This is a genomic window from Corynebacterium sp. KPL2830, from assembly GCF_040225635.1.
Taxonomy (GTDB): Bacteria; Actinomycetota; Actinomycetes; order Mycobacteriales; family Mycobacteriaceae; genus Corynebacterium.
The window spans coordinates 1-18,416 of sequence record NZ_JBEHFR010000034.1 but is presented as its reverse complement, the minus strand read 5'-3'; the positions used below and the strand labels follow the sequence as shown (position 1 = coordinate 18,416).

General features: G+C 60.4%; 19 protein-coding genes. 15 read left to right on the top strand and 4 right to left on the bottom strand.

Translation table 11 applies throughout. The features are described from left to right. Positions 1-192: 192 nt before the first annotated feature. Positions 193-333, top strand: a complete 141-nt coding sequence (locus tag ABRP87_RS10060; protein ID WP_284639917.1) for a hypothetical protein — start codon at positions 193-195, stop codon at positions 331-333. A gap of 105 nt (positions 334-438) precedes the next feature. Here the strand turns inward: ABRP87_RS10060 and ABRP87_RS10055 are convergent, their stop codons facing one another. Together ABRP87_RS10055 and ABRP87_RS10050 are read right to left on the bottom strand one after the other, a co-directional pair. Further along, a complete protein-coding gene (locus tag ABRP87_RS10055; RefSeq protein WP_349868618.1) occupies positions 439-1,941 on the bottom strand; it encodes an FAD-binding oxidoreductase in 1,503 nt (500 codons plus the stop codon). An 11-nt stretch (positions 1,942-1,952) separates the two neighbouring features. Then, complete coding sequence (locus ABRP87_RS10050) at positions 1,953-3,260, bottom strand: class I SAM-dependent methyltransferase (RefSeq protein WP_349868616.1); 1,308 nt, start codon at positions 3,258-3,260, stop codon at positions 1,953-1,955. Positions 3,261-3,644: 384 nt separating this feature from the next. Here ABRP87_RS10050 and secY point away from each other — a divergent pair, with 384 nt between their 5' ends. The 12 genes from secY to eccB all read left to right on the top strand — a co-directional run bounded on the left by secY (position 3,645) and on the right by eccB (position 13,570). Further along, a complete protein-coding gene (secY, locus tag ABRP87_RS10045) occupies positions 3,645-4,970 on the top strand; it encodes a preprotein translocase subunit SecY (RefSeq protein ID WP_349862026.1) in 1,326 nt (441 codons plus the stop codon). After that, positions 4,970-5,515, top strand: a complete 546-nt coding sequence (locus tag ABRP87_RS10040) for an adenylate kinase (RefSeq protein WP_349852287.1) — start codon at positions 4,970-4,972, stop codon at positions 5,513-5,515. Before secY ends, ABRP87_RS10040 begins: the two co-directional genes overlap by 1 nt. Further along, entirely contained in the window at positions 5,515-6,309 is a 795-nt protein-coding gene (gene map / locus ABRP87_RS10035; protein WP_349868614.1) for a type I methionyl aminopeptidase, read from the top strand. Before ABRP87_RS10040 ends, map begins: the two co-directional genes overlap by 1 nt. Before the next feature lie 66 nt (positions 6,310-6,375). Next, a complete protein-coding gene (locus ABRP87_RS10030; protein ID WP_349862024.1) occupies positions 6,376-7,167 on the top strand; it encodes a L,D-transpeptidase in 792 nt (263 codons plus the stop codon). Positions 7,168-7,426: 259 nt separating this feature from the next. Beyond that, a complete protein-coding gene (gene infA, locus ABRP87_RS10025) occupies positions 7,427-7,645 on the top strand; it encodes a translation initiation factor IF-1 (RefSeq protein ID WP_003854422.1) in 219 nt (72 codons plus the stop codon). 182 nt (positions 7,646-7,827) lie between these two features. Continuing rightward, positions 7,828-8,196 (top strand): 30S ribosomal protein S13, encoded by a 369-nt coding sequence (gene rpsM / locus ABRP87_RS10020; RefSeq protein ID WP_023025213.1) that lies wholly within the window; start codon positions 7,828-7,830, stop codon positions 8,194-8,196. 3 nt (positions 8,197-8,199) lie between these two features. Next, positions 8,200-8,604, top strand: coding sequence for a 30S ribosomal protein S11 (gene rpsK, locus ABRP87_RS10015; protein ID WP_005277076.1), 405 nt, complete (start codon positions 8,200-8,202; stop codon positions 8,602-8,604). A gap of 21 nt (positions 8,605-8,625) precedes the next feature. Next, a complete protein-coding gene (gene rpsD / locus ABRP87_RS10010; protein WP_023016758.1) occupies positions 8,626-9,231 on the top strand; it encodes a 30S ribosomal protein S4 in 606 nt (201 codons plus the stop codon). Between the two features lie 114 nt (positions 9,232-9,345). Then, on the top strand, positions 9,346-10,356 hold the full coding sequence (locus tag ABRP87_RS10005; protein WP_349862023.1) for a DNA-directed RNA polymerase subunit alpha: 1,011 nt from the start codon (positions 9,346-9,348) through the stop codon (positions 10,354-10,356). A gap of 67 nt (positions 10,357-10,423) precedes the next feature. After that, on the top strand, positions 10,424-10,921 hold the full coding sequence (gene rplQ, locus ABRP87_RS10000; RefSeq protein ID WP_349868612.1) for a 50S ribosomal protein L17: 498 nt from the start codon (positions 10,424-10,426) through the stop codon (positions 10,919-10,921). A 392-nt stretch (positions 10,922-11,313) separates the two neighbouring features. Then, entirely contained in the window at positions 11,314-12,195 is an 882-nt protein-coding gene (gene truA / locus ABRP87_RS09995) for a tRNA pseudouridine(38-40) synthase TruA (protein WP_349868610.1), read from the top strand. 91 nt (positions 12,196-12,286) lie between these two features. Further along, complete coding sequence (gene eccB, locus ABRP87_RS09990; RefSeq protein ID WP_349868608.1) at positions 12,287-13,570, top strand: type VII secretion protein EccB; 1,284 nt, start codon at positions 12,287-12,289, stop codon at positions 13,568-13,570. Here the strand turns inward: eccB and ABRP87_RS09985 are convergent. Then, positions 13,567-14,817, bottom strand: a complete 1,251-nt coding sequence (locus ABRP87_RS09985) for a S8 family serine peptidase (protein ID WP_349862019.1) — start codon at positions 14,815-14,817, stop codon at positions 13,567-13,569. The genes eccB and ABRP87_RS09985 overlap by 4 nt on opposite strands. Further along, on the bottom strand, positions 14,817-16,265 hold the full coding sequence (locus ABRP87_RS09980; protein ID WP_349868606.1) for a ubiquitin family protein: 1,449 nt from the start codon (positions 16,263-16,265) through the stop codon (positions 14,817-14,819). The genes ABRP87_RS09985 and ABRP87_RS09980 overlap by 1 nt, the downstream gene beginning before the upstream one ends. A gap of 152 nt (positions 16,266-16,417) precedes the next feature. On the opposite strand from ABRP87_RS09980, the gene ABRP87_RS09975 reads away from it, so the two are divergent. Both ABRP87_RS09975 and ABRP87_RS09970 read left to right on the top strand, forming a co-directional pair. Further along, on the top strand, positions 16,418-17,737 hold the full coding sequence (locus tag ABRP87_RS09975; RefSeq protein ID WP_349868604.1) for a cell division protein FtsK: 1,320 nt from the start codon (positions 16,418-16,420) through the stop codon (positions 17,735-17,737). A 225-nt stretch (positions 17,738-17,962) separates the two neighbouring features. Beyond that, positions 17,963-18,262, top strand: a complete 300-nt coding sequence (locus tag ABRP87_RS09970; protein WP_248100296.1) for a hypothetical protein — start codon at positions 17,963-17,965, stop codon at positions 18,260-18,262. Positions 18,263-18,416: the final 154 nt, after the last annotated feature.

Sequence of the window (18,416 nt, the reverse complement as noted above, 5' to 3'; positions counted from 1 at the left end):
CGCAGCGTGAAGCAGAAACCCTTCATACCCCCAGCAACCTCACCCACGGAGTTGACAACCTATATAGGAACACCCCCCTTCCTCGCACTTTATGTGCGGGGCGAGGGGGCGTTGTCGATCTGTGGGGACGTATGCATAGCAGTGGTAGTGTTATCACAGTAAACACTCATTGCTATTAGCTAGGAGTCTGCTATGTCGTCCATTTCTTCATTCCTTGCCGCTATTATCTCCGCTGCGCTGGCGCTCGCCGGCTCCACCGGACCCGTCGACGCAAACCCGCAGCTGTCTCAGCCGGATAACACTGAGACCGCGCAGGTGGCCCAGGCGCAGTAGTCGCTAGCTCTTGGGCCGCATAGTCGCCCCGGGATCGGCTTAAAGCTACGCAAAGGGTGGAACGCTTTCACGAGCGTTCCACCCTTATGTGGTTTTGGGTCCGTCCTAGGCCTCGTCCACGGTCTTTTCAAAAAGCCCTGGGAAGCGATCGTCGGGGTCCGTTACGGCCTTGATGGCATCGGGGAGTTTCCCGCCATAGAGCTCCTCGAACCGCTCGCGGGAGTAGAAGGCCTCGGAGTACAGCGACTTGTGGCCGCCTAAGTCATTGACCTTCTCTTCAATGACGCGGTTGAACGCGCCATTGCCGGGGGCGCTGGGATCGACGTGATCGCCATCTACACCGGACCAGAAGCCGACGTTGACCCACGTCTTGCCAGGGCGCAACGGGTACAGCGGCCAGGGGTCCTGGGACTCGGCGGCAATATCGCCGGTGCCCACGAGATCGCCCACGCCATCGCGCAGGCGGATGGGGCAGAGCCATACCGGTTGGATATCGGAGGCCTGGAAGAACCAGTGGAGGAACTCCGGAAGGTTTTCCGGGGTGACCTCGATATCCTGGACCACGCGCTCGGCGCGCGGCTTACCGTGTGGCTTTTTGATGAAGTTGTACTCCAACTCGTACTTGCGGTCCAAGCGCACCAACTTCCAATAGAACGAGCTGCGGCGCAGCTCGCGCGGCCAGACCTTGCGCACCTTGGGGTTCTGGGCGCCAAAGGCCCGGGAGCACCAGAACCAGTCGGTATCCCAGCGCCAGATATAGTCGCGGATGGTAAGGCGGTCGCGCCGCATGCCCTGGGCGTGCTGCAGGCTGCGGTAGTAGATCTTATCCCGGGTGTAATCGGAGGTAGGGCCCTCCTCATCGGTAAAGCGCGCGAAGACGAGGTAAGCCTCGTCCTCGGAAAAGACCACGCCGTCTAGGCCATCGACGGTCTCACCCTCGTGGGTGTGGTTAACGGAGACATCGGCAAGCGCGCGGCTTGCCTCTTCTACCGAGTGGAAGCGCTGCTCGCGCAGCTCCACGTAGGGCGGGACGGGCTCGAGCTCGATCTTGAGGCGCACCGCGTAGCCCAAAGAACCATAGGAATTGGGGAAGAGGCGGAAGAGGTCTACGTTTTGCTCGCGCGAGCAGGTAAGAATCTCGCCGGTGCCGGTGAGGATGTCCATCTCGATGACGGATTCGTGCGGCAGGCCGTTGCGGAAACTGGTGGACTCCACGCCCATGCCGGTGACCGCGCCGCCCAGGGTGATGGTTTTTAGCTGCGGAACCACAAACGGCATAAGGCCGTGCGGCAAGGTGGCATCGACCAAGTCCTCGTAGGTGCACATGCCCTGCACATCGGCGGTGCGGGCGAGGGGATCGACCTCGATGACCCCGCCCAGGCCGGAGACGTCGAGGCCTACCTGATTCTCGCTGCGGCCGCGGAAGAGGTTAGAGGTTTTCTTGGCCAAGCGCACGCGCTTGCCTGCGGGGACCTCGCGGAAGCTGCGCAGCAAGGCGTCTACGCCGGCGCGGTGGGCCTGCCAGCCCACAGGCTCGATGCGCACGGCGTCGACGGGGCGCGGCTGCAGGGCAGAAACGCGCTCGCGTAAGTGATCCAAAAGGGTCATTTGGGCTCCTTTTAAAAGCGGCTGTCTTCCCACCAACGGCGCTCAGGAACGCCGGCGCGGGAGCCGGCCTCACCGAGCTTGATGCCCAAGAAGTGGTAGAGGTTAATGATATTGCGCTCGAAGCCCCACTCCGAGCCGGCCATGTAGATGCCGTAGAGGCGGGCGGTGGGCAAGCCGACCAGATCGCAGGCCTCTTCCCAGTTTTCCTTCAAGTTCTCGCACCATTCGTGCAGGGTGCGCATGTAATCAAAGCGCAAGGACTCGGTGTGGAAGACCTCGAAGCCATTGTCCTGCATGGCCTTGGTGACGTTGCCAGAGCCGGTGAGCTCGCCATCGGGGAAGATATAGCGGTCGATGAACCCGCCCTTGGGTGTCTTGTGGTTATCCGGGTAGGTGATGTTGTGGTTCAACATCAACCCGCCGACCTTGAGCTTGCTGTACATGAACTTGAAGAAGTCATTGTAATTCTGCACGCCGATGTGCTCGATGATGCCGATGGCGGAGATGGCATCGAAGCCTTGTTCTTTGACATCGCGGTAGTCCATGAAGCGGACCTCGGCCAGATCCTGCAGGCCTTCTTCCTCAATCTTCTTTTGGCCCCACTCGGCCTGCTCTTGCGACAAGGTCACGCCGATGGACTTCACGCCGCGGCGAGCGGCGTAGCGCACCATGCCTCCCCAGCCACAGCCCACGTCCAGGTGGGTGTCGCCTTCCTTTAGGCGCAGCTTGTCAAAGATCAGGCGGTACTTGTTTTCCTGTGCCTCCTCCAACGTGGCATCCGGGGTGGGGAAGTAGGCGCAGGTATAGGTCATGGAATCGCCCAAGAAGAGCTCGTAGAAGTCATTGCCCACGTCGTAGTGATCAGAAATGACGTCGGCATCGCGCTCCTTGGAGTGCTTGGACAGGCCGTCGTGCAGCTTACGGCGCAGCCAAGAGGCGCGCTCTACCTCAGGCACCGGCTGGATGCGGAAAGCACCCATGGAAGCAAGCGAACGAATCACGCGCGCCATGTCCTTGGCGCTGGGCTTTTCAAACTTGTCATACATCGCGTGCAGGGCGTTGAAGATGCCGTACGGGTGGGCGGGGTGCTCACCTTCTACAGAGATGCCATCGGTGACGTAGGCGCGGGCGAATCCGACGTCGCCTGGGTGGGTGGCGATATAAGCAAGTCCGCCAAGGCTATTGATGGTGACCTTGTATTCGGCATCGACAGGGCCGGTGGCCGAGCCATCAAAGGCCTCCCAGCGGAACGGGTTGGGACTAGGGGTGAAGACGTCGATGATCTCAGCAACGGTCATCGGCGTGAATTTTTTGCTCATTCAGACTTCTTTCGCAATGTTGGGTTCACACCAATAACGACCTTGGTGTTTAGGGGCCGCAAGGCCGGAATACTACGGGTAGAAAATTGCGCAGGGCAATAATTAACATGGTAAACCCCTAGCGGAATAAGCGCGAAAGAAAAGGCAATCATTGTCACATAATGCGGGTTAGATGTGGCTCGCAGTTATATGGCTGGTAGGGTTATGGGGTCAAAAGTGTTCCACCGTTCCTTTGGGACTCCTTGTCTTTACTTCATAACGCCGTGTGAGAAAGATGTGGAGCCCTGAGGGGGCCAACGAGTGTCCACCTCCGTGTGTTGCTGCAATAAGAATCCTTAAGATTCGCGTGTGGCAGTGACAGCGGTAGGCCAGGAGGATTTTGTAGTGTCCGCCATTTTGCAGGCTTTTAAGGATGCCGACCTACGCAAGAAGATCGTCTTCACCGTCGTGATGATCATTGCGTACCGCATCGGTGCACAGATCCCGTCGCCGGGTGTAGATTACGCGTCAATTGCAGGACGCTTGCGTCAACTGACAGAGGAATCAGGAGACCTGTACTCCGTGATTAACCTGTTTTCTGGTGGCGCCCTATTGCAGCTGTCGATCTTCGCCATCGGCATCATGCCCTACATTACGGCTTCCATCATTGTGCAGTTGCTGACCGTGGTTATCCCGCGCTTTGAGCAGCTGAAGAAGGAAGGTCAATCTGGGCAGGCAAAAATGACCCAGTACACCCGCTACCTCACGCTCGCCTTGGCGCTGCTGCAATCCTCCGGCATCGTCGCGCTGGCGGACCGCGAGCAGCTGCTGGGCCAGGGCGTGCCGGTCTTAGCGGAAGACCGCAATTTCTTCACCCTCATCCTGCTGGTGGTGACGATGACCTCCGGCGCCGTCCTCGTGATGTGGATGGGCGAGCTGATTACGGAAAAGGGCATTGGCAACGGCATGTCCCTGCTCATTTTCGCTGGTATTGCTACGCGCCTGCCTACCGATGGCATGAATATCCTGCAAAACAACGGCGGGATGGTCTTTGCCATGGTGCTGGCCGGCCTTATTGTCTTGGTCGTCGGCATTACCTTCATCGAGCAGGGCCAGCGCCGCATTCCGGTGCAGTACGCCAAGCGCATGGTGGGCCGTCGCCAGTACGGTGGCTCTTCCACCTACTTGCCGCTCAAGGTCAACCAGGCCGGCGTTATCCCAGTCATCTTCGCCTCCTCGCTTATCTATATGCCGGTGCTGATCACGCAGATCGTCAACTCCAGCTCCGTGAACACCCCGGATAACTGGTGGCAGCGCAATGTCATTGCGCACCTGCAGGCGCCGTCGTCCTGGCAGTACATCGTCTTGTACTTCCTGCTGACCATTTTCTTCGCGTACTTCTACGTTTCGGTGCAGTACGACCCCGCCGAGCAAGCGGATAACATGAAGAAGTACGGTGGCTTCATCCCAGGCATCCGCCCGGGCCGCCCTACGGCGGAGTACCTCGGCTTTGTTATGAACCGCCTGCTCAGCGTCGGTGCCCTGTACTTGGCGTTGATTGCCATTTTGCCGAATATCCTCCTGGACCTCGGCGTCGGCCACTCTTCTGCTAACGGCACCTCCGCCTTTGGTGGTACGGCCATCTTGATTATGGTCTCCGTTGCGTTGACCACGGTCAAGCAGATTGAATCCCAACTTCTCCAATCCAACTACGAAGGACTATTGAAATAATGCGTCTTGTACTTCTCGGCCCTCCCGGTGCTGGCAAAGGCACCCAGGCAGCAATCCTGAGCGAAAAGCTTGGTGTCCCGCACATCTCCACCGGCGATCTCTTCCGCGCCAATATTGGCGAGGGCACCCCGCTCGGGATTGAGGCGAAATCCTATATTGACGCCGGCAAGCTCGTGCCTACCGATGTCACCGCGCGCATGGTAGAAGAGCGCCTCGGCCAAGACGACGCCAAAAACGGCTTCCTCTTGGACGGTTTCCCGCGCACCACCGAGCAGGCAGACATCTTGGAAGAGCTATTGTCCAAGAAAGGTGAAAAGCTCGATGGTGTATTGAACTTCGAGGTATCTGAGGACGTCGTTGTCGAGCGCATGATGGCCCGTGGCCGCGCCGACGATAATGAAGAAACCATCCGCACCCGCCTCGGCGTTTACCGCGAAGAGACCTTCCCGCTCATCGAGCACTACGGCGATGCCATCATCCCCATTAAGGCAGAAGGATCCGTCGAAGAGATCAACGCCCGCGCCATGGAAGCACTGGGCAAGTAATGGCTTTTCGGCGCCGCACCAAGCGCATCCCCGCCCGCACCGCAGGCGAGCTGGATGCTATGCAGGCGGCTGGCGAGATCGTCGGCAAGGCGCTGCAAGCAGTCCGCGCTGCGGCGGCGCCGGGGGTGAGCACTCTCGAGCTCGATGCGGTGGCGGAACAGACCATCCGCGATGCCGGTGCCACCCCTACCTTCAAGGGCTACGAGGGCTTTCCGGGCTCCGTTTGTTCCTCCGTCAACGATGTCATCGTGCACGGCATCCCGGATGCTAAGACGGTGCTTGCCGATGCCGACCTCGTCTCCATCGACTGCGGCGCCACCCTCGATGGGTGGGTAGGAGACAGCGCGTGGTCCTTTCCCATCGGCGAACCCGATCCGGACGTTGCGGCATTGAACGCGGCGACCGAATGGGTGCTGATGGAAGGCCTGCAGGCGATGGTCCCGGGCAACCGCCTGGCGGATGTCTCCCACGCCCTGGAGCAGGCGACTTACCGCGCCGAAGAAAAGTTCGGCGTATCCCTCTATATCGTGGACGGTTATGGTGGTCATGGAATTGGCCGGACCATGCACGAAGAACCCTACTTGGAAAATGAGGGAAAGCCTGGCCGCGGTCCCCTCATTCAAGAGGGCTCTGTGCTAGCAATCGAGCCGATGCTCACTTTGGGCACCGTCGCTAGTGCGGTGCTGGAAGATGATTGGACGGTGGTCACGCTCGATGGCTCCACTGCCGCCCACTGGGAGCATACGGTAGCCGCGACGGCGGACGGCCCACGCATTCTCACTAGGCGCTCTTGATATACATTCCTAAAAATCGCCTCTTAAACTAGGCGATAATCCCCTGAAAGGTTTATACTCACCATTATGTCTAAATTCAGCCTCCGCAAGTTAAGTGCCACCGTTGCTGCACCAGCAGTGGCTGGTGTCATGGCATTGAGCACCATTGCCGGTGCCCCGGCAGCTTCTGCTCAGCAACTCCCTAATCTTGATCAGCTCACCGCGCAGGCCCAGCAGCAAGTTGATAACTTCCAGGGCCAGACCCGTGACCAGGCATGGCAGACCCGTACTGATATCCTGGATCAGGCTGAGAAGTACGCCCCAGAACTGGCACCGAATGTACAGTCCGCAGTGGATAGTGCACTGGAATTCCTTTTCCCGGGCCTAGTTGCGCAGAAGAACGAGGAAGCACGCCAGGCTCGCGAGGATGCTGAGCGCGCACACGCACAGCAGGTTGCGGAAGAAAAGGCGAAGGCTGAAGAAGCGGCGCGCCGTGCGGAGGAGCAGCGCCGCGCTAACGAATTCGACCGTGGCTCCTGCCCAGCAGACGCCAAGATCTGCGTCGACCTTGATGGCCGCCGCACCTGGTTGCAGGAAGGCGGCGAGGTTTCCTACATTTCCCCATCCATGTCCGCTGGCATGGTGGGTGAGGAAACCCCGCGCGGCACCTTCCACGTTAATCGCAAGGTGAAGGACGAGATCTCCCGCGAGTTCAACAACGCGCCGATGCCGTACTCCATCTACTTCACCAACAACGGCCACGCTTTCCACTTGGACAACACCAACGTTGACTCCAACGGTTGCGTCCATCTGCCGTACGATGCAGCAGTTCGCTACTGGAACGATGTCCAGATTGGCGACAAGGTCTACATCTACTAATTCGGTGTAGCTCACCGCGTTAACACGCTTTACCCTCGCGCTTGGTTCCGGAATAAGGAACTGAGCGCGAGGGTAACTTTAGTTTTCCTCCGCCGGTTAAGGATTTATGAAAGTGCGTACGGTTTGGAAATCGTGTCGCTGCAGCGTATGCTGGTTTGACGGTGTATAGCGCCAGTAGGTCTGGTTGGCTTGCACCACCGCAGTAGACAACAAACATGCAGGTGACAGGTACTTGTCTGTCGCCAGAAAAGTAGAGGTTATGGCTAAGGAAGGCGCAATTGAGGTAGAGGGTCGCATTGTCGAGCCTTTGCCAAACGCAATGTTCCGTGTCGAGCTCGACAATGGGCACAAGGTTCTTGCACACATTTCCGGTAAGATGCGTCAGCACTACATCCGCATCCTCCCGGAGGATCGCGTCGTCGTAGAGCTGTCTCCTTATGACCTGACCCGCGGACGCATCGTCTACCGCTACAAGTAAACACAGTCAGCCTCCTCACCCAAGGGCGAAGCATGACTTTGTCCTGTACACCTCAGGCTACGGTGGCCTGAGCCCGCACTGGTAAGCAACCCAAGGATCCCCGGCACGGTCCGGGCGAAGCGTTGCATGGAGCGGGACGGATGGGGAGAAAACCGCCGTAACAACCCGAAAGGACACGCCTTATGGCACGTCTAGCTGGTGTTGACCTCCCACGCAATAAGCGTATGGAGGTCGCTCTCACCTACATCTACGGCATCGGTCCAACCCGTGCCAAGGAATTGCTAGAAAAGACTGGCATTTCTCCTGACCTGCGCACCGACAACCTGGATGATGAACAGGTTTCGGCACTGCGTGACGCAATTGAAGGCTCCTGGAAGGTAGAGGGTGACCTCCGCCGCCAGGTTCAGGCTGATATTCGTCGCAAGATTGAAATCGGAAGCTACAAGGGTCTGCGTCACCGTCGCGGTCTGCCAGTACGCGGTCAGCGTACGAAGACCAACGCGCGTACTCGTAAGGGCCCGAAGAAGACGATCGCAGGAAAGAAGAAGTAGTTCATGCCTCCAAAGACTCGTTCCGGCGCACGCCGTTCCGGCCGTCGCGTCGTCAAGAAGAATGTGGCTCTGGGCCACGCATACATCAAGTCCACCTTCAACAACACCATCGTCTCGATCACCGATCAGACCGGTGCTGTTATCTCCTGGGCATCCTCCGGCCACGTTGGCTTCAAGGGTTCCCGTAAGTCCACTCCGTTCGCTGCGCAGATGGCCGCTGAAAGCGCCGCACGCAAGGCAATGGACCACGGCATGAAGAAGGTTGACGTATTCGTCAAGGGTCCGGGCTCCGGCCGCGAGACCGCCATCCGTTCCCTGCAGGCTGCAGGCCTCGAGGTTTCCTCGATCACGGATGCAACTCCACAGCCGCACAACGGCTGCCGTCCGACCAAGCGTCGCAAGGTTTAAGGGAAGGAAAGAGGTAAGAAAATGGCTCGTTACACTGGCCCCGCTACCCGCGTATCCCGCCGTCTTCGCGTCGACTTGGTCGGCGGAGACATGGCATTCGAGCGCCGCCCGTACCCTCCGGGACAGGCTGGCCGCAACCGCATCAAGGAATCTGAGTACCTGCTGCAGCTCCAGGAGAAGCAGAAGGCAAAGTACACCTACGGTGTGCTGGAGCGTCAGTTCCGCCGCTACTACACCGAGGCTAACCGCCTCCCAGGCAAGACCGGTGACAACCTGGTCATCCTGCTGGAGACCCGCCTCGACAACGTGGTTTACCGCGCAGGTCTGGCACGTACCCGCCGCCAGGCTCGCCAGCTCGTTTCCCACGGTCACTTCACCGTGAACGGCAAGAACATCAACATCCCGTCCTACCGGGTTACGCAGTACGACATCATCGATGTCCGCCCGCGTTCCCAGAAGATGGAGTGGTTCGAAGACGCTCAGGACGCTCTTATCGATGCCAACGTACCGGCATGGTTGCAGGTCGTTCCTGATACGCTGCGCATCCTCGTGCACCAGTTGCCCGAGCGCGCTCAGATCGACATTCCGCTGCAAGAGCAGCTCATCGTCGAGCTTTACTCGAAGTAAACTGTTATACCGCACGGCCCTTCAAGGCCACGCGGTCCATCAGGAATCTTCAACCTCAAGATTTTTACCCCCTCTACCGGCGTCAAATAGCGGTCGCCGAAAAGGAGAATTGCAATGCTCATTTCCCAGCGTCCTCAGCTCACCGAGGAATTCATCGACTCGTCTCGTTCCAAGTTCGTCATCGAACCGCTCGAGCCTGGCTTTGGCTACACCCTCGGTAACTCGCTGCGTCGCACCCTGCTGTCGTCCATCCCGGGCGCAGCGGTAACCTCCATCAAGATTGATGGTGTGCTCCACGAGTTCACCACCATCAACGGTGTGAAGGAAGACGTTTCTGAGATCATCTTGAACATCAAGAGCATGGTCCTGTCCTCCGACTCCGATGAGCCGGTGGTTATGTACCTGAGCAAGGAAGGCCCTGGTGATGTCACCGCTGGCGATATCCAGCCGCCCGCTGGCGTGGAGATCCACAACTCGGATCTGCACATCGCTTCGCTGAATGACACCGCTAAGCTGGACATTGAGCTCGTCGTCGAGCGCGGCCGTGGCTACGTCCCGGCTGCCGCAACCTCTGGGGAAATCGGCCGTATTCCAATCGACCAGATTTACTCCCCAGTGCTGAAGGTCTCCTACAAGGTCGAAGCTACTCGTGTTGAGCAGCGCACCGACTTTGACAAGCTGACCATCGACGTCGAAACCAAGAACTCGATTTCCGCCCGCGACGCCCTGGCTTCTGCCGGCGGCACCTTGGTCGAACTCTTCGGCCTGGCTCGCGAGCTAAATAACGCAGCCGAAGGCATCGAGATTGGTCCCTCCCCGCAGGAGACCGAGTACATCGCCGCCTACGGCATGCCTATCGAGGACTTGAACTTCTCCGTTCGCTCCTATAACTGCCTGAAGCGTCAGGAAATCCACACCGTCGGCGAGCTTGCAGAATGCACCGAGTCCGACCTGCTGGATATCCGCAACTTCGGTCAGAAGTCGATTAATGAGGTAAAGATCAAGCTGGCTAACTTGGGCCTTGCTCTGAAGGACACCCCTGAGGACTTCGACCCCACCCAGCTCGAGGGCTACGACGCAGAAACCGGTGACTTCAAGGACCCGGCTGCGGACGATTCCGAGTAAAGAATCATCCTGAACTGCGGCACTCGTTGCCGCGCGCTCAACTTTTACCGCACACGAGGAGTAAACAATGCCTACCCCGAAGAAGGGTGCCCGTCTCGGTGGCTCCGCCAAGCAGCAAGCTCACATGCTGAGCAACTTGGCAGCTAGCCTGATCGAGCACGGCGCCATCAAGACCACCGATGCCAAGGCGAAGGTTCTTCGCCCGTACGTTGAAAAGATCATCACCAAGGCTAAGTCCGGCACCATTGCTGACCGCCGCGCAGTGCTGAAGCTCATCCCGCGCAAGGATGTTGTTTCCCGCCTGTTCGACGAGGTTGCACCGAAGTTTGAGAACCGTGAGGGTGGCTACACCCGCACCATCAAGCTGGACAACCGCACCGGTGACAACGCCCCGATGTCCCAGATCTCCCTCGTTCTTGAGGAGACCGTGACCTCCGAGGCTAACCGCGCTACCCGCGCTGCCGCTTCCAAGGCCGCTGAGGCTGAAGAGGCTCAGGCAGACGAGGCTGCAGAGACCGAGGCTCCGGCCGAGGACACCGCAGCTGAGGAGTCCGAGGAGAAGTAATCTCTCCTGGCTGCTGAATTCACGCCGGCCCTAACGTCGCGTGTGGATTGCAGTTTCTACTCGTAGCAGTAGCGCCCAATCGCCGCCTTCCCATTCTCTTTACGAAGAGAGACGGGGAAGGCGGCTTTTGTCGTTTTGAACTTGCAACCTCATATACCCGGTCCCGCTCCGTCGTGCGGCTCCATCGCCCGACTCCATCGCGCGGCTTCGCCATGCAGCAGGCCACCCAACGTCCAACGCTCAACCTCCCATGCGCATCCTCCACTGCGATAACTGAGCAAATACGGCCCTCAGATATTGCATTTTCTGCTCAAAACGAACAGGGGAGGTGTAGCAGGAGAGGTTGCACATTTCGGGAACCCGCCGCCGCCTCCGGTAGCATAAGGGCCACCATGACTGAAGCAGCACCGATCGCAGATGAGGGGCCGGCGGAAGGATTCGTTCGGCTCCGGTTAGACCTGGCCTATGACGGCACGGATTTTCACGGGTGGGCCAAGCAAAAGGGCGGACTGCGCACCGTCCAAGGTGTGCTCGAGGAGCAGCTGGCCATGATCGCTCGCACGGAGGTGCCGCTGACGGTGGCTGGCCGTACGGACGCGGGTGTCCATGCCCGCGGGCAGGTGGCGCACGTGGACGTACCGCAGGAGATGCTGGAGCAACGGTCGGTGGCAGGCGATCCGGGCACGTTAGTGCGCAGGCTTGCCAAGCTGTTGCCGGAAGACGTCCGGGTGCACGGCTGCGATTTCGCGCCAGAAGGTTTTGATGCCCGATTTTCCGCGCTGCGCAGGCATTATGTGTACCGGATAACCAATTGCCCTCGGGGCGCGCTGCCGACGCGGGCGCGCGATACGGCCGAATGGTTCAAACCGGTAGATATCGATGCCATGCAGGATGCGGCGACTGCGCTGGTGGGCCTGCACGATTTTGCGGCCTTTTGTAAGGCCAAGCCGAATGCCACCACCATTCGCGAATTACAGGAATTTAGCTGGCAGGATGTCTCGACGCCGGAGGAACCGCAGCTCTTTGAGGCCCGAGTGACCGCGGACGCCTTCTGCTGGTCGATGGTGCGCTCATTGGTTGGTTGTTGCTTAAGTGTTGGGGAAGGCCGCAGGGACGTCGACTTTGTCGCGGCATTGCTGCAGGAAACCAAGCGCTCTTCCCGCATTCCCGTGGCGCCGGCGAAGGGCTTGTCCTTAGTGCAGGTGGATTACCCGGAGGCGGGCGACATGTCCGCGCGGGCTGATGTGACGCGGGAAAAGCGCACGACCTTGTGAATACACGCTACCAAGTGGCAGGGGTGTGGCACCTGCGCTAGCCTGAGGTCTGGGTTTATTTAGACTTTCGGGGAATTTTCGGGGGAAATTCATGGCACGTCCATTGCCAACGACTAAGGCCCAAGTTTCGGGCCATAAATTTTTGCGCCGCCGCGTGGAACACGGTCTCGTGTTGGGCGATACGCGCATGATCCACGATCCGCTGGCCCGCCGCCGCAAAGCGATGATGTTTGGCGGAGTAGGAGTGGCCTTTTTGGCGGCCGGCTCTGGCCTTTTGGCCTGGTTGCAGCCGAGCCCGCAACCAGGGGATGCGCCCATCGTCCGCTCGGAACAGGGGCAGCTTTTCGTGGACGTCAACGATAAGTACCACCCCGTTTACAACCTCTCTTCCGCGCGGATCATCGCCGGCGAGGCGGCCGAGGCGCAGACCATTGGGGACGAGCATTTGCGCGAGGCCTCGTTGGGCACGCCCGTGGGGATTTCGGATGCGCCCGGCTATTTGGCCGCACCGGGCGAGACACCGCAGCGCTCGTGGGCGGCGTGCCTTGCCGGCCACGATGAGCAGCCCGCGGATAATCCCACCAGCATCGATGGCCAACAGGTGGCCCAAGAAGAGGTCATCGTGGTGGCGGATCCGCCGCAGGAGGGCTTTGGGGAGGAGCGCGCCGCGCTCGCAGAAACGGATGGCACGCAGTGGCTGCTCACCGCGGACGGGCGCGTGCGCTTGCCCGATGCGCAGAGCACGGAGGGCCGGGTCATCCGCCGCGGGATTGGCATCGACGGGAGCACCCATGCCTGGCCCGTCCCCGCGGAGTTGCTCAATGCCTTTGCGGAGCAGCCGCCGTTGACGTTTCCCGATCCGCTGCCGGACATCATGGATACCGGGCAGGGTCAGTGGGCACGGACGGACGACGGCGTCGCCGAGCTCTCTGCCACCCAGGCTGACATGCTGGTTAGCTACGGTGCGACGCGCAAAGAGGCCTCACCACAAGAGGTAGGCGCGCTTGCCGATGCCCCCTTAAACTTCCGCCTGCCCGGCACCACCTTCGACTTCGTTGACTCGGATGAAGGCTGGATGTGCGCCGATAGCGACGGCGGCGCAGCGATGGTCACCGAGAACCCCGGGACGGTAGCGCTCGCCGGAGAGGGCATAGCGGATCGTTTTGGTGGGCTATCGGCAGGAGGAGTTGGCGTGGATACCGGGCATGGCTATCACGTTGTCTCGCCTACGGGGCAGCGCCATGCGGTGGACAATAAGGAACTCTTGGAGGCCCTCGGCACCGGCATAGGAGCCGAGGTTCCGTGGGAAATCATCCGGCTACTGCCAGAGGCCTCGCGCTTGGACCGGGACGAAGCCCTGCAGGTCAGCCCTTAGGCCGACTTGGGTCGGCGTAGCCCGCGGGCAACCGCCAGGCCGGTCAGCAGCAGGACTAACCCGCCGAGCACCCACCCGGCACGGCTCGCCGCTGGGGAGTGTTCTTCTTTGGCGGGGTGGATAGTCAGATCGCGGGCGGGTGCGGCATATTCGCCATCGATATGGGTCAGGGCGGCGAGCGGGTCGATGAAACCGTTGCCGGGCTCGCCGGCAGAGAGAAGCCGTTGGCGTATATCGGCGGCGCTGGCTTCTGGGTAGCGCTCGGCTAATAAAGCGGCGGTGCCGCTAACCACCGGAGCCGCGAACGAGGTGCCGTGGAACTGTGCCAAGGAATCCTGCTGGTTCTTTCCGTCTGCCCAACCACCGGCGGGGTTTAGCGCTAAAGGAACGAAGCCGTGGGCGGATAGTTGTGGGCCATCGACGGGCGTGAGCGAGTATTCGGCGAGTGCGTGGGCATCCTCTTGGGCGCTAACGGATAAAACGGTCGGTGAATCAGCGGGAAAGACGTGATCGCCTTCTTCACAGGTGCCGGAGGAAATATTGCCGGAGGCTGCGATGACTACCGCGCCGGTATCTTCTGCATGGCCGAGCGCCTCATCTAAGCGGGAGCTATCGATGCGCTGTGCGGTCTTCTCTGGAACGCAGGACACCACGGAAATATTGATCACCCGGGCGTTGTCCTCCACGGCATGTTCGATGGCGCGGGCCAGCGTGTCGAGCGAGCCGGTGGTGCTGTCCTCGTCGGACTCACCGGCCGTGCCATCGTAGTGGCGATAATGCGCGCTGGTTTGGCGGATGGCGCGGATCTCAGCGCGCGGGGCGATGCCAATATCGTGCCCAGCAATGATGCCGGCTACAACGGTGCCGTGCAGGTCGCAATCCCGGTGCGGATCCGGTTCTTCCGGAGTGACCAGGTCCGCGCCTGCGGTGAGATTTGGCAGCTGATCGTGGTGGGCCACGCCGGTATCGATGACGGCTACCTTTATGCCCTCGCCAGTGGCAAAGGAATGCAGCTGGGAGCGGTAGGCGCGCTGGTCTGCGGAAGGTTCTGGTGCTAGGGGAGAAGGATGCGCGGTGGCGCATTCCCGGTCCGGTTCCCGCGCGCTCGCGATGGGAGCGGTGGGAGCTGCTGTGATGAAGCCGCCGGTACCGGCGAGGACACACGCGGTGAGGACACAAGCAGCAAGCCTTGAACTGCCGTTGAAACCAGGCTGTGCGGAAGAATAACGCGAGCGGGTGTGGTGCATTATCCCAGCCCCCGAATGAGCTCGAAGATCCCGGCGAGGTGCGCGGCAAGCGGCAGGCAGGCGGCGATGGTGAGGGACTCGAGGCGTTCAAACCAGGCGATGGTCGTTGGCTCCACCTCGCTCATTTTGGCCGTCCACAGTGGGGCGCTTAGCATCGCGGCAAGCAGGAGAGCGGCGACCACCGTCGGCGCCCAAGCGCCGGCAAGCCCGTCCGCGGCAATCGCATGCACGGCGCACAGGCAGGCGGTGAGGCAGGCAACCATGGCGACGAGCATGAGCGCCCAGCTGGCAAGCACGCGCCCGTGACGCGCGGCGTGCATGACCACCGTTCCGGCAACAGAGACGCAGAGTGCTTGGACGAAGCCGAGCCCGGTTAAACCGGTTCCGAAAAGCACGGCGATGCGAGAACCGATGGTAGCGGCGGATCCCGCCTCGCCCACGGTCCCGTCCGTGGCCACGAGGGTGCCGGTGCCGGTGAAACTAAGCGCGATGAGGGCCGGTATGAGGCAAAGCGCGATTCCGCAGCAGATGCCCTCGTAGGCATACCCGGCGCGGATGGCGCGATCGTCCACATCGGGCTGGCGCTCATCCGAGACGGCGAGGTCTTGGCCCGCAGTGGGCAATTGCGGCACCTTGAGCCCCGCGGTGGCGATGGTCAGCGCGGGAGCGGTGGCAAGCAAAATGACTCCCGCGATAATGATGCCCGCGGCCGCGGCGGTGCCGTGGCTCGTGCCGATGCCCGAATTGCCACTCAGTCCAGGAAGCAGGTAGCTCACGGACGCAATGAGCACTAACCCGGCGATGGTGAGCGCGCCGGAGGTCATGCGTACCGTGCTTAGCCGGGTGAGGTGGCAGGCTAATAAGGCCACAAGCAGCGTGGCACTGGCGGTGAGGGCGGCATAGGGGGCATCGGCAAGCGCGGGCGAAATAAGCGCCCATCCGCTTGCAGCCCCCGCAGTCAGGGCGAGCATGACAAGGGATAGCGCTCGCGTCCACAGGGCGAGCACGAAGGCCGCGACGGCAAGCCCGGCGCAGGCCACCGCCGGGTACGAGAGGACCCAGGCCACGGCGAAGGCAGCGGCAAGCCCGGTCCACGCCCAAACGATGGGAATGGCAGAGGTGGTGTCGTCGTGGCTCTGCGCGGCAAGGGATTCGGCGGCATCGCGGATGACGGGCGCGGGCCGCTCCTCGCGCGGGGCGAGCACCAGGATGGAGCCTTCCGCAAGCGGCGTGGCGGCAAGCGGTGCGGTGAGGTCGATGGCGCGCCCGGAGGCCGTGCTGGCGCGCCACGGCGAGGCGATCGCGGGTGCATCGACAAGGTCAGTAAGTTCTGCCATGAGCTCGCCGAGGCTGGAGCTTAACGGCAATGCTACGTCTGCTTCCTTGTGGAAGGAATCTGCATGGATGCGGATGGTAAGGCGCAGGTGATGCGCCGTTGGAGCGGTCATAATTCCCCCGAATTGTCTCATGATTGTGGGCGTCCCCCTTGCCCAATGCCACATATTGTGGCTTACTGGTGGCGTCGTGTCCACCGCAGCGCGGGGAATCTTGGCAGGGGGCCAAGAGCGCTAAGCGTGTGGATCGGGGGAGGATTTTACCCATGCTTGGGATCAGGGAAACCCACATCGTGGAGCCATTGACCGTGCCGCTCAGGGACGCGCCACCGCCGCTTCCCACCGGCACCATCGAGGCAGAAGAAGTTCCAGAAGCGGTGCGCCCACAGCCGGTGCCCTTGGTGCGCTTGCTACTACCCATCGTGATGATTGCCGCAATGTTGGGCATGGTGGCGCTGATGGTGCTGGGCGCGGGCGACTCGCGGCATATCAGCCCGGTATCCCTGATGTTTCCGCTCATGATGCTGGCCAGCATGGCCATGATGTTTGGGCCACAAAATAGCGGGCAGGACCCGGATGAAACCCGGCGGACCTACTTGCGCCACATTAAGGCGCTGCGGGAAAAGGCCCTGGATAATGCCGGTGCGCAGCGCGCGCACGAGCTATACCGGCACCCGGATCCTGCGGGGTTGGAACCGTTGGTGGGCTCGCGGCGCATGTGGGAGCGCGGGCCCGATGATCCGGATGCCTTGGAGGTGCGCGTGGGCACCGGTCCCACCACGTTGTGCACACCCATCAACGTGCCGGATTCCGGCGCGACCGAGGACCTGGACCCGGTCTGCGCGGTGAGCATGCGCCAGGCCATCAAGGCGGTGGGCACCGTGCCCGATATGCCGGTGGTTATCCAATTGCAGGCCTTTAGGTTTTTATCCTTTACCGGCGATAATGCCCGCGATACGGTGCGCGCCCTCGTCATGCAGTTAGCCCTGGCGCACGGTCCCGAGACCATCGGAATCGAGGCCATCGGCGGCGAGTGGGAGTGGCTAAAATGGCTGCCGCACACCCGGGAGCCAGACAAGGCGCGGTTTCGCATTGTGCTTGTCGATGCCCTCCTGACCACCGGCACCGAAGACTTCTTCCACGGCGATTCTTATACCACCGTCATTGAGGTAGGTGGTGCGCCGTCGTCTGCGTTGAGCCTGCGCGCGGAACAAGAAGGCCTGTGCCTCGTCGCGGCGGATACCCTGCAGGCGGTCACGGCCGCGGGCGTGGAAGAACTGGGCACACCCGATAGTTTGGGCACTGCCGCGGCCACGATTATGGCCCGCCGGATGGCGGTCTTTCGCCGCCCCGATAGCACCTCTGGGCGCCGGGGCAATGATTTGCTGGGGCTGCTCGGTTACAGTGGCGTGGACGAATTGGTCGCCAGCGGCATGTGGCACGGGCGCGATGGTGCCTCGCGGCTCATGGTGCCCATCGGCATCGATTCCATTGGGCAGCCGGTGACCGTGGATCTCAAAGAATCCGCGCATGGCGGAATGGGGCCGCACGGCCTATGCATCGGGGCAACGGGCAGCGGTAAGTAATAACCAATTGGTGCAGTGTTTTCTGGTCTCGGGTGAAGTATTATCGTTTATTTATGCAGGCGTTGCTGTGCTTTCGGAAGACTATAGTGGTTTAATTCTTCCTGCGGTGGTAGCTATTATGTTTCTTCTTTTTCCCCAGGCAAGACAATGGATAGAGACAAGTTCTGAATCGAGTGAGAGTTAGAGAAACAAACTGCAGAATATTATTTCTATAGAATTAGGCTCATGGAAGAAAAACGACTGTCCTCATTATTCTTTGGCAATGTTGTTCTTGAGTCCCAGGTATTAGGAACATTCCCAAAAATCTACGCTGATGATATGCACTCGTATTGGATGCGTCCGAGTAGGGATGGCATGCTTTCTGTACCGCTAGATGATCTACGCGGAAGCATCAGCTCCGATAAGGCTGAGAAACTCTCCAACAAAATACTTGAATCTGTGTCCGCAGAATTGAACGCTAATTATCCAGGAGGCAAAAGCCAAGCAGTAAAAGAACTGACTGCCTGGCTTTTACAGGACTCCTAAACATCGCAGGGGAGATGCACTTCCTTGAGAGTGTCTGATGGTTTGTGTGTGGGTACCTAACCTGCATGAGGAGATGGACCAGAATGACTACTATGGCGAGACGAGATCCGGCTGATAAGGCCAAGATTGATGCGATTGAAAAGAAGCTGCTTGC

Bases quoted from the DNA above. Each gene is read 5' to 3' on its own strand.
- ABRP87_RS10060 (WP_284639917.1), top strand. From the start codon at position 193: ATGTCGTCCATTTCTTCATTCCTTGCCGCTATTATCTCCGCTGCGCTG.
- ABRP87_RS10055 (WP_349868618.1), bottom strand. From the start codon at position 1,941: ATGACCCTTTTGGATCACTTACGCGAGCGCGTTTCTGCCCTGCAGCCG.
- ABRP87_RS10050 (WP_349868616.1), bottom strand. From the start codon at position 3,260: ATGAGCAAAAAATTCACGCCGATGACCGTTGCTGAGATCATCGACGTC.
- ABRP87_RS10040 (WP_349852287.1), top strand. From the start codon at position 4,970: ATGCGTCTTGTACTTCTCGGCCCTCCCGGTGCTGGCAAAGGCACCCAG.
- map (WP_349868614.1), top strand. From the start codon at position 5,515: ATGGCTTTTCGGCGCCGCACCAAGCGCATCCCCGCCCGCACCGCAGGC.
- ABRP87_RS10030 (WP_349862024.1), top strand. From the start codon at position 6,376: ATGTCTAAATTCAGCCTCCGCAAGTTAAGTGCCACCGTTGCTGCACCA.
- infA (WP_003854422.1), top strand. From the start codon at position 7,427: ATGGCTAAGGAAGGCGCAATTGAGGTAGAGGGTCGCATTGTCGAGCCT.
- rpsM (WP_023025213.1), top strand. From the start codon at position 7,828: ATGGCACGTCTAGCTGGTGTTGACCTCCCACGCAATAAGCGTATGGAG.
- rpsK (WP_005277076.1), top strand. From the start codon at position 8,200: ATGCCTCCAAAGACTCGTTCCGGCGCACGCCGTTCCGGCCGTCGCGTC.
- rpsD (WP_023016758.1), top strand. From the start codon at position 8,626: ATGGCTCGTTACACTGGCCCCGCTACCCGCGTATCCCGCCGTCTTCGC.
- ABRP87_RS10005 (WP_349862023.1), top strand. From the start codon at position 9,346: ATGCTCATTTCCCAGCGTCCTCAGCTCACCGAGGAATTCATCGACTCG.
- rplQ (WP_349868612.1), top strand. From the start codon at position 10,424: ATGCCTACCCCGAAGAAGGGTGCCCGTCTCGGTGGCTCCGCCAAGCAG.
- truA (WP_349868610.1), top strand. From the start codon at position 11,314: ATGACTGAAGCAGCACCGATCGCAGATGAGGGGCCGGCGGAAGGATTC.
- eccB (WP_349868608.1), top strand. From the start codon at position 12,287: ATGGCACGTCCATTGCCAACGACTAAGGCCCAAGTTTCGGGCCATAAA.
- ABRP87_RS09985 (WP_349862019.1), bottom strand. From the start codon at position 14,817: ATGCACCACACCCGCTCGCGTTATTCTTCCGCACAGCCTGGTTTCAAC.
- ABRP87_RS09980 (WP_349868606.1), bottom strand. From the start codon at position 16,265: ATGACCGCTCCAACGGCGCATCACCTGCGCCTTACCATCCGCATCCAT.
- ABRP87_RS09975 (WP_349868604.1), top strand. From the start codon at position 16,418: ATGCTTGGGATCAGGGAAACCCACATCGTGGAGCCATTGACCGTGCCG.
- ABRP87_RS09970 (WP_248100296.1), top strand. From the start codon at position 17,963: ATGGAAGAAAAACGACTGTCCTCATTATTCTTTGGCAATGTTGTTCTT.